6 protein-coding genes are annotated in these 10,371 nt (G+C 62.7%); 4 read left to right on the top strand and 2 right to left on the bottom strand.

Features of this window, described 5'->3' with window-relative positions; all coding sequences use genetic code 11:
• Nucleotides 1-55 precede the first annotated feature (55 nt).
• On the bottom strand, nucleotides 56-514 hold the full coding sequence (locus NTD89_RS27760) for an REP-associated tyrosine transposase (RefSeq protein ID WP_145165017.1): 459 nt from the start codon (nucleotides 512-514) through the stop codon (nucleotides 56-58).
• A 207-nt stretch (nucleotides 515-721) separates the two neighbouring features.
• Nucleotides 722-1,327, bottom strand: a complete 606-nt coding sequence (locus NTD89_RS27755; protein ID WP_145165015.1) for a TetR/AcrR family transcriptional regulator — start codon at nucleotides 1,325-1,327, stop codon at nucleotides 722-724.
• A 241-nt stretch (nucleotides 1,328-1,568) separates the two neighbouring features.
• Here NTD89_RS27755 and NTD89_RS27750 point away from each other — a divergent pair, with 241 nt between their 5' ends.
• From NTD89_RS27750 to NTD89_RS27735, 4 genes are read left to right on the top strand one after another with little or no spacing between them, the layout of a single operon-like run.
• The gene (locus NTD89_RS27750) at nucleotides 1,569-2,696 is read left to right on the top strand and encodes an efflux RND transporter periplasmic adaptor subunit (RefSeq protein ID WP_145165013.1); all 1,128 of its coding nucleotides are present in this window, start codon (nucleotides 1,569-1,571) and stop codon (nucleotides 2,694-2,696) included.
• A 13-nt stretch (nucleotides 2,697-2,709) separates the two neighbouring features.
• Entirely contained in the window at nucleotides 2,710-5,772 is a 3,063-nt protein-coding gene (locus NTD89_RS27745) for an efflux RND transporter permease subunit (protein WP_262210695.1), read from the top strand.
• A 4-nt stretch (nucleotides 5,773-5,776) separates the two neighbouring features.
• Entirely contained in the window at nucleotides 5,777-8,902 is a 3,126-nt protein-coding gene (locus NTD89_RS27740; protein ID WP_262210693.1) for an efflux RND transporter permease subunit, read from the top strand.
• Nucleotides 8,899-10,311, top strand: a complete 1,413-nt coding sequence (locus NTD89_RS27735; RefSeq protein WP_262210692.1) for an efflux transporter outer membrane subunit — start codon at nucleotides 8,899-8,901, stop codon at nucleotides 10,309-10,311. Before NTD89_RS27740 ends, NTD89_RS27735 begins: the two co-directional genes overlap by 4 nt.
• Nucleotides 10,312-10,371 lie beyond the last annotated feature (60 nt).

The following is a 10,371-nucleotide window of genomic DNA, read 5'->3' as shown; positions in this document are numbered from 1 at the left end:
GGCTGCCATGTGGGGGGGGGGGGGTGCCCCGCGATGGCGGCGACTCGGTCTTCAGTCAAATCCAAATCGCATCCCAAAGCGGATAATCGCCAAACTTCTTCACCAGGCCTGCTCGCAGGGGGTTGGCCACAATGTAGCGGGCTATACCTTCCAGGCTTTCTTCGCGCCGCACGGCATGATCGTGAAATCCAGGTTGCCAAAGACGTCCCTGACGCCCGGCAACTGCATTTACGACTCGAGTGCTTTTGGATTTCACCTGGCGCATCAAGTCGCAAAGGGAACCTTTCTCTAGTGAGATAAGCCAGTGGAAATGGTCAGGCATGACTACCCATGCCAACGACGTTGCCAAGCCTTGGTTCTGGGCGATTCTGAATTGTTGGACAACCAGTCGGCCAAGTTTGAAGTCCTTGAAAATGGGCGCGCGATCAAGGGTGTTGGTGGTGAGTAGGTAAATTCGGTTGGATTCGCTGTAACGACCGATGCGCAGTCGTTTTGATGCGGGGAGATCAGGCATTCCATGGCCTCTTTTCAGATGGTGTTCTGAGAGGCTAGGTGTGGAAAGCAGGGGTTGATTGACAGGCTTTTGGCAGGATGTGTAGGGGAGGGCGCTATCGCGGGCAAGCCCGCTCCCACATTGGCTTTGCGGTGTTCATACAGCGTGTGTCTGGCACAGTTCCAAAGGTGGGAGCTGGCTTGCCTGCGATGGCCATACTGCGGTCTCTCAGTCCGGCTCACACCCCTTAAGCACCAACCGAATAATTGTCTGCGCCGCCGCTTCATAATCGGCCTCATCCAGCTTGGCCTTGCCGGTCACGGCCGATATCTGCCAATCAAAGTCGGCATAGGTCTGCGTCGCCGCCCAGATGCTGAACATCAGGTGATGGGGGTCAATGGCGGCGATCAGGCCGCGATCCACCCAGCTCTGGATGCAGTCGATGTTGTGCTTGGCCTGGGCGTTCAGTTGCTCGACCTGCTGGCTGCTCAGGTGCGGTGCGCCGTGCATGATTTCGCTGGCGAATACCTTGGAGGCGAACGGCAGGTCGCGGGAGATGCGGATCTTGGAGCGGATGTAATTGCTCAGTACCACCGCGGGCTCGCCGTCTGGATTGAACGGCGTGGACGCCGCCAGGATCGGCTCGATAATGCTTTCGAGCACCTCGCGGTAGAGGTTGTCCTTGGACTTGAAGTAGTAATAGACGTTGGGCTTGGGCAGCCCGGCCTTGGCGGCGATGTCGCTGGTTTTGGTCGCGGCGAAGCCCTTGTCGGCAAACTCCTCGCTGGCCGCCCGCAGGATCATTTCTTTATTGCGCTCGCGAATGGTGCTCATAAACCAGGATTTTCCTTGCCAGGACAGGCGGTCGAGCATGGTAGCACCGGCTTGACGCAGCGCTCAAGAATGCCGGCGCAGCCCTTGTACGCCGGGCGTTGCAGCTGACTTTATCTGTCTTGATGCTGAACGTATTCACGGTAGTACAGGCACAGGCTGGCCGCGCTGCTAGAGTTCAGAGCAAGGACGCGGCCATCTGGGCCGGCGTTCAGTCCTGTAGTCGGCGTTCGAGTGAGAAACCGTGGAGAAAAGCAGACGACGTACGTTCGCCTGGGTGGTTGGCGCGTTATTGGTGGTGGCGCTGTTGATTGGCCTGGGCATGCATTTGTTTGGCGGCGCCCATAAAGGCAAGCCCGTGTCCCCCGGCGAACCGGTAGCAGCAGTGCCGGTAGCCTTGCAGGATGTGCCGGTGTACATCGACGCCCTCGGCACCGTCACACCCACCCGCAGTGTCACGGTGGTGACCCAGGTCGATGGCATCCTCAGCAGCGTGGAATTCAAGGAAGGCCAGCACGTCAGCAAAGGCCAGGTCATCGCCCGTATCGACGACCGCGCGCTCAAGGCGCAACTGGCCGTGGCCAAGGGCACCCTGGCGCATGACCAGGCGGTGTTGAGCAATGCCCAGCGCGACCTGGCCCGTTACCGCGACCTGGTCAAAGCCGGCTCCACCAGCCAGCAAACCCTTGATACCCAGGCCTCGCTGGTGCAGCAACAACAAGGCACTGTGGCCGCCGACCAAGGCAACGTACAAAACCTCGACGTGCAATTGAGCTACTGCACCATCACCTCCCCGGTGGATGGCGTGGTCGGTCTGCGCCTGGTCGATCCCGGCAACTACGTGACCACCGCCAGCACCACCGGCATCGTGGTCATCACCCAGATGAACCCGGCCACCGTGGTGTTCGCCGTGCCCGAAGATGACCTGGGGGCGATCAACCAGGCCCTGGCGCGCGGCAGCGTCACGGTGCTGGCCTACGACCGCAACAAACAATCGTTGCTCGCCACCGGCAGCCTGCTGGCGCTGGATAACCAGGTGGACACCAGCACCGGCACGATCAAGGTCAAGGCGCAGTTCGATGATTCGGGCAATGCGCTGTTTCCCAATCAGTTCGTCAACGCCCGGCTCAAGGCCGACACCTTGAGCCAGATCGCCGTGGTCCCGACCCGTGCGATCCAGCACGGCAGCAAGGGCGACTTCGTGTTTGTGGTCAACGGCAACAAGGCCAGCCTGCGCACGATCAAGACCGGCCCGTCCACCGGCGATGTCTCGGCGGTGCTCGACAATGGCGTCAAGGCCGGTGAGCAGGTGATCACCGAAGGCGCCGACAAGCTCGACGACGGCTCGGCGGTGAAGGTCGTCGCCCAGTGAGGAGCCGCCGAGCATGAATATTTCGCGGCCCTTTATCGAACGCCCGGTGGCCACCACGCTGATGATGGTCGCGGTGTTGCTGCTCGGCCTGTTGGGTTACCACTTGCTGTCGGTGTCGGCGCTGCCGGAGGTGGATTACCCGACCATCCAGGTGTTCACCCAATACCCCGGTGCCAGCCCGGACGTGGTCAGCTCGTCGATTACCGCGCCGCTGGAGCGCCAGCTCGGCGAAATGCCGGGGCTCAAGTCGATGAACTCGACCAGCTCGGACGGCGCTTCGGTGGTGACCCTGCAATTCGATTTGTCGCTGTCGCTGGACGTGGCCGAACAGGAAGTGCAGGCGGCGATCAACGCGGCGGGCACCTTCCTGCCGGCCAACCTGCCGTACCCGCCGGTGTACAGCAAGGTCAACCCGGCGGATGCGCCGGTGCTGACCCTGTCGTTGACCTCCGACATGTTGCCGCTGACCAAGGTCGAAGACCTGGCCGACACGCGCCTGGCACAGAAAATCTCGCAGATCACCGGCGTCGGCCTGGTCACCATCAGTGGCGGCCAGCGCCCGGCGGTGCGGGTCGAGGCCAACACCTCGGCGCTGAACAGCCTCGGCCTGTCCCTGGATGACCTGCGCACCTCGCTGGGTACGGCCAACGTCAACCAGGCCAAGGGCAATATCGATGGCAAGTTCCAGGCCTATTCCATTGGCGCCAACGACCAACTGCAGTCGGCCGAGGAATACCGCGACCTGGTGATTGCCTACAAAAATGGCGCGCCGATTCGCCTGTCGCAGATCGCCAGTTCCACCCAGGGCGCGGAAAACCCTCGCCAGGCGGCGTGGACCAATGACACGCCATCCATCGTGCTGAATATCCAGCGCCAGCCCGGCGCCAACGTGATCGAAGTGGTCGACCGTGTGCAGCAGCTGCTGCCCAAATTACGCGCCAGCCTGCCGGGCACCTTGAAGGTCGCGGTGCTCACCGACCGCACCCAGACCATCCGCGCCTCGGTCACCGATGTGCAGTACGAGCTGGGGCTGGCGATTTTGCTGGTGGTGATCGTGATCTTCATCTTCCTGCGCAATATCCCGGCCACGATCATTCCGGCCGTGACCATCCCGCTGACGCTGATCGGCACCCTGGCGGTGGCCTACGCGCTGGGCTTTTCCCTGAACAACCTGACGTTGATGGCATTGACCATCGCCATCGGTTTTGTGGTCGATGACGCCATCGTCATGATCGAAAACATCACTCGCTACCTGGAGGCCGGCGACACGCCGTTGCAAGCGGCGCTCAAGGGCGCGGAGCAGATTGGCTTCACCATTATCTCGCTGTCCATCGCGCTGATTGCGGTGATGATCCCGCTGCTGTTCATGGGCGATGTGGTCGGGCGGTTGTTCCGCGAATTCGCCATGACCGTGGCGGTGACCATCGTGATTTCGGCGGTGATTTCACTGACGCTGACGCCAATGATGTGCGCGCGCATGCTCAAGTCCAAGCATGAAGAGCGCCGCCCGGACTTCTTCGACCGCATCAACAACCACTATGTGCGCGGCCTGGATTGGGTGTTGGCGCACCGCACCTTGACGCTGATCTCGGTGGTGCTCACCGCCGCGCTGACCTTGTTCACCTTGGTGATCATGCCCAAGGGCTTTTTTCCCGATCAGGACACCGGCCTGATCCAGGGCATTTCCCAGGCCTCGCCGACTATCTCGTTCCAGCAGATGCAGGTTGAACAGCAACGCCTGGCCGCACGTATCCTCAAGGACCCGGCGGTGCAAAGCCTGTCGTCGTTCGTCGGTATCGACCAGACCAACCCGACCATCAACCAGGGCAACTTGCTGATCAACCTTAAGGCCCGTGGCGAGCGAGACAGCGCCACCGAAGTGATCCGCCGTCTGGCCGATGCGAATGCCGACGACGCCGGCATCCGCCTGTACCTGCACTCGGTGCAGGACCTGACCCTGGACGCCACGGTGTCCACCACCAGTTACCGCCTGGGCCTGCAAGCCACCGACCCGGATGAGCTGGAGCAGTGGACCACCAAGTTGCTCGCCGCGATCAAGCAAGACCCGATGTTCACCGACGTGCAAAGCCAGGCCATGCAGTTTGGCAACCAGATCAAGCTGACCTTCGACCGCGCCACCGCCTCGCGCCTGGGGATTACCCCGCAGGCCATCGACGATGTGCTCTACGACGCGTTTGGCCAGCGCCAGGTCTCGACCATTTACACCCAGCTCAACCAGTACCACGTGGTGATCGCCACCGACCACCCGCCGCGCAATTTGCCGGACTTGCTCACCGGTTTGTACGTGGACATTCCCGGCGGTGGCGTGGCGCCGCTGTCGAGCATGGCGACCCTGGAGGTGGTGCGTTCGCCGGTCACCATCAACCGCCTGGGGCAGTTTCCCTATGCGGACGTGTCGTTCAACCTCGCGCCCGGCCAGACGCTGGGCGCAGCGGTGACGCGGCTGCAGGACATTGAAGCCAAAGTCGGCCTGCCGTTGTCGGTGCAAGCCAATCTTGAAGGTGCGGCGGCGACGTTCCAGGCATCGCTGTCCAACCAGGTGTTTCTGGTGTTGGCGGCGATTGTGGTGGTGTACCTGATGCTGGGCATTCTGTACGAGAGCTTCGTGCACCCGGTGACCATCCTGTCGACCCTGTTGTCGGCGGCCCTCGGCGCGTTGCTGGCGTTGCTGGTGACGGGCACGCAGTTCGACATCATCGGCCTGATCGGCATTGTGTTGCTGATCGGCATCGTCATGAAAAACGGCATCATGATGGTCGACTTCGCGCTGGAGCTTCTACGCGAGGGCAGCTTGAGCCCGGTGGAAGCGATTCGCCAGGCGGCGGAGCTGCGCTTTCGGCCGATCCTGATGACCAGCATGGCCTCGCTGTTCGGCGCGGTGCCGTTGGCGCTGGGCACCGGCATCGGCTCGGAGCTGCGCCACCCGCTGGGCATCGCGATTATCGGCGGGCTGTTGCTCAGTCAGTTGCTCACGCTGTTTTCCACGCCGGTGATCTTCCTCGCCATGCACGGCCTGGGGCAGCGTTTCAGCCGTCGCCCGGTGGCGCTGGAATGATGCGATGAACCTCAGCGCGCCGTTTATCCATCGCCCGATTGCCACCACGCTGCTGGCGGCCGGGCTGGCGTTGTTTGGTGTGCTGGCCTTCAACCTGTTGCCGGTGGCGCCGTTGCCGGAAGTGGATTTCCCCACCATCAGCGTCAGCGCCTCATTACCTGGCGCCGACCCGACCACCGTCGCCAGCTCCGTGGCCACGCCGCTGGAGCGCCAGTTCGGGCAGATCGCCGGGGTCACGCAAATGACCTCCGCCAGCAGCCTCGGCTCGACGCGCATCACTATGCAGTTTGATCTGAGCCGCGACATCGACGGCGCCGCGCGGGACGTGCAGGCGGCGATCAACGCCGCGCGCAGTAACTTGCCCAGCGACTTGTCCGGCAACCCGACCTACCGCAAGGTCAACCCGGCCGATTCGCCGATCCTGATCATCAGCCTGACCTCCGACAGCGCCACGCCGGGGCAGATGTATGACGCCGCCTCGACGGTACTCGAACAACGCCTGTTGCAGACCACTGGCGTCGGCGACGTCACGGTGGGCGGCGGCGCATTGCCGGCGGTGCGCATTGAGCTGAACCCGGACCGGCTGAACCAGTACGGCGTGAGCCTGGAGCAGGTGCGCCAGGTCATCGGCGCCTCCAACGCCAACCTGCCCAAGGGCAATGTGGCGGTGGGCGATCGCTCGTATGGCATTGGCGCGAATGACCAGTTGCTCGACAGCAACGATTACGGGCCGCTGGTGGTCAAGGCCAGTAACGGCGACCTGATCCACATTGCCGACCTCGGTTACGTGCGCGAAGACGTGCAGGACCTGCGCAACTTCGGCCTGTCCAACGGCAAGCCGGCGGTGCTGCTGGTGGTGTTCAAGCAGCCGGGCGCCAACGTGATCGACACGGTGGACGCGGTGAAAGCGTCGCTGCCGTTTTTGCAAAGCTCGATCCCGGCGTCGATCAAGCTCAACCTGTTGATGGATCGCACCACCACCATTCGTGCGTCGTTGCATGACGTGGAAGTGACCTTGCTGGCCTCGATCCTGCTGGTGACGCTGGTGACCTTCGGCTTCTTCCGCGACTGGCGCAGCACTCTGGTGCCGGCTGTGGTGGTGCCGTTGTCGTTGCTTGGCACCTTTGGCGCGATGTACTTCCTCGGCTACAGCCTGAATAACCTGTCGTTGATGGCGCTGACCATTTCCACCGGCTTTGTGGTCGACGATGCGATCGTGGTGGTGGAAAACATCATGCGTCACCTGGAGCGCGGCAAGACGCGGGTGGAAGCCGCGCTGGCCGGGGCGCAGGAAGTCGGTTTTACGGTGCTGACCATCAGCGTGTCGCTGGTGGCGGTGTTTATTCCGTTGCTGCTGATGGGCGGGATTGTCGGGCGGCTGTTTCGCGAGTTCTCGGTGTCGCTGTCGGTGGCCATCGTCATCTCGATGGTGATTTCGCTGACGGTGACGCCGATGCTCGCCAGCGTGCTGCTGCGCGCGCCCAAGGAAATCCGCGAAGGCAATGAGCACCCGGACTCACGCTTTCACCGCTTCTACGACCGCACGCTGGGCTGGGTGATCGAGCACTCGATCCTGATGGGCGTGGTGACGGTGCTGGTGATCGTGCTCGCGGGCGTGCTGTACGTGCTGGTGCCCAAGGGCTTCTTTCCCCAGGAAGACACCGGCCGCCTGCAGGGCAGCATCATCGCGGCGCAGAGTATTTCCTACGGGGCGATGCAAAAGGACTTCACCCAGATCAACCACAAGGTCATGCAAAACCCCAATGTGGAAACTGCTGCCGGGTTTGTCGGCGGCGGTGGCGGTGGCGGCGGGGCGGTCAACAGTGCGCAGCTGTTTGTGCTGCTCAAGCCGATTGATCAGCGCAAGGACAGTGCTGTCGATGTGATCGGCCAGATCCGCCGCAGCCTCGGCGATCTGCCTGGCACCAAGCTGTTTTTGCAGGCCGCCCAGGACATCACCGTGGGCGGCCGACAAAGCGGCGCGCAGTACCAATACACGCTGACTGCCGACGACCAGCAATCCCTGGATGAATGGGTGCCCAAGGTGGTGGAGGTGCTGCATAAGTTGCCGCAACTCACCGACTTGAACACCGACCAGCAAGACAACAGTCTATTGGCCAATGTGAGCATCAACCGCGACACCGCCGCGCGGCTCGGCGTGGGCATGTCGGCGGTGGATCAGACGCTGTACGACGCGTTCGGCCAGCGTCAGGTCTCGACCCTTTACCGCGCCGCCAACCAGTACCACGTGGTGATGGAAATCGCCCCGCAGTACTGGACCGACCCTCAAGCGCTCAAGGGGATTTATGTGCCGGCCGGCAACACCGCAGTGGCGGCCAAAGGCACCACCGCCGCGCCGAACCTGACCGCACCCACGACGTTGGTGCCGCTGTCTGCGCTGGCCGATAACAGCATCTCGCGCACGGCGATTTCGATCAGCCACCAAGGCACTTTTCCGGCCGTGACCGTCTCGTTCAACCTCGCCCCCGGCACCTCGATCGGCCAGGCCACCGCGCTGGTGGAGGACGCGGTGAAACAGCTGCGCATGCCGGCCAGCGTCACCGGCCAGTTTGCCGGCACGGCCCAGGTGTTCCAGTCGTCGGTGGCCAGCGAGCCGCTGCTGATCGTCGCCGCATTGCTCTCGGTGTACATCGTGTTGGGCATTCTGTATGAAAACCTGATGCACCCGCTGACTATCCTTTCCACCTTGCCCTCGGCGGGCGTCGGCGCGTTGATCGCCTTGCTGCTGACCGGCACCGAACTGTCGATCATCGCGCTGGTGGGCGTGATCCTGTTGATCGGCATCGTGAAGAAGAACGCAATCATGATGATCGACTTCGCGATCACCGAACGGCGGGAGTTCGGCCTCACGGCCAAGGAAGCGATCCGGCGCGCCTGCCTGATCCGCTTCCGGCCGATCATGATGACAACGCTGGCGGCGATTCTCGGCGCGCTGCCGCTGGTGCTCGGCTCAGGTTATGGCTCGGAACTGCGCCGGCCGTTGGGGATTTCGATTATTGGTGGGCTGTTGTTCAGCCAGGTGCTGACGCTCTACACCACTCCGGTGATTTACCTCTGGCTCGACCGGGCGTCTCAGCGCCTGGGGCGGCACAAGGAAGCAAGGTCATGAAACTCAGATATAGCGTGCTGTTGGCCAGCCTGGTGCTGGGGGGCTGCATGGTGGGGCCGGATTATCAGAAACCGGCGATGGAACTGCCACAGTCGTTCAAGGAGGGCGCGCAGTGGCAGCGCGCGGTCTCCAACCCCCAAGGGGCGTTGGACAGCCAGTGGTGGCTGGCCTATCAGGACCCGGTGCTCAATGACTTGGTGGCGCGTTCGGCCAAGGCCAACCAGTCGATCATTGCGGCTGAGGCGGCGTATCGGTTGGCCCAGGCGCAGGTGGCATCGAGCCGCGCCGGGTTGTGGCCGACGGTGGGCGTGGGCTTGTCCGGTTCGCGTGGCGAGGGCGGCGACGGCAGCACGTCCAGCACCACCACCGCATCGACCGGGGTGAAGAACAGTGTCAGCGCCACCTTGACCGCAAGCTGGGAGCCGGATTTGTGGGGTGAAGTGCGCCGGGGCATCGAATCGAGCCAGGCCACAGCCCAGCAATCGGATGCGTTGCTGGCCGGTGTGCGGTTGTCGATCAGTTCCAGCGTGGCGAGTAATTACCTGGCGTTGCGGCAGATGGATATCGATGTGCGCCTGTTGCAACAGCAGCAGACCATCAATCAGCAATTGCTCGACATGATCCAGGCGCAGTTCACCCAGGGCGTGGCGACCAATGACCAGTTGCTGGTGGCTCAGGATCAATTGACCACCTCGATAGCCGGCTTGCAGACCTCGCTGCGTGATCGCGAGCAGTACGAGCATGCCTTGGCGGTGCTGGTGGGCGTGGCGCCGAGTGAGTTCAGCCTTGCGCCACGGACTGATTTTGCATTCGTGGTGCCACGGCCACCGTTGACCTTGGCCTCGACTTTGTTGCAACGCCGGCCTGATGTGGTTGCGGCCGAGCGCTCGGCGGCGGCGGCGAATGCCAAGATCGGCGTGGCGCAGGCGGCGTTTTTCCCCACTCTCGACCTCACGGCTCAACTGGGTTATCGCGGCAGTGCGCTGGGTGGGTTGTTTTCGTTGCCCAACCGCATCTGGACGTTGGGCCCGGCGTTGGCGGAGACGATTTTTGATGGCGGCGCGCGCGAGGCGGCGGTCAAGCAGGCTGAGGCCAGTTATGACCAGATCGCCGCCAGCTACCGGGGCACGGTGTTGAGTGCCTTGCAGAATGTCGAGGACAATTTGTCGGCGATCAATCATCTGCAAACTCAGGCAGATGCCTTCCAGCAGGTGTACCAGCGCAATCAGCAGTTGTTCGGCAGTCAGCAAGCGCAGTTGCGTGCGGGCACTGTCAGTCGGGAGACGGTGTTGACTCAGCAATTGGTGTTGCTGCAGGCGGAGCAGAATTTGCGTGATACGCAGGGGCAGTTGAGCCAGGGCAGTGTGGCGCTGATCCAGAGCCTGGGCGGTGGTTGGCAGGCGCCCTGATGAGTTGATTCACCGCAATCAAACTGTGGGAGCTGGCTTGCCTGCGACAGCGACCTCCGA

The sequence above is a fragment of the Pseudomonas sp. 14P_5.3_Bac1 genome (assembly GCF_025466135.1).
Taxonomy (GTDB): domain Bacteria; phylum Pseudomonadota; class Gammaproteobacteria; order Pseudomonadales; family Pseudomonadaceae; genus Aquipseudomonas.
The sequence above is the reverse complement of the archived record's forward strand: the minus strand, read 5'-3'. Positions and strand labels throughout refer to the sequence as shown.

Coding starts and splice junctions, on each gene's coding strand:
- NTD89_RS27760 (WP_145165017.1), bottom strand. CDS start 514: ATGCCTGATCTCCCCGCATCAAAACGACTGCGCATCGGTCGTTACAGC.
- NTD89_RS27755 (WP_145165015.1), bottom strand. CDS start 1,327: ATGAGCACCATTCGCGAGCGCAATAAAGAAATGATCCTGCGGGCGGCC.
- NTD89_RS27745 (WP_262210695.1), top strand. CDS start 2,710: ATGAATATTTCGCGGCCCTTTATCGAACGCCCGGTGGCCACCACGCTG.
- NTD89_RS27740 (WP_262210693.1), top strand. CDS start 5,777: ATGAACCTCAGCGCGCCGTTTATCCATCGCCCGATTGCCACCACGCTG.
- NTD89_RS27735 (WP_262210692.1), top strand. CDS start 8,899: ATGAAACTCAGATATAGCGTGCTGTTGGCCAGCCTGGTGCTGGGGGGC.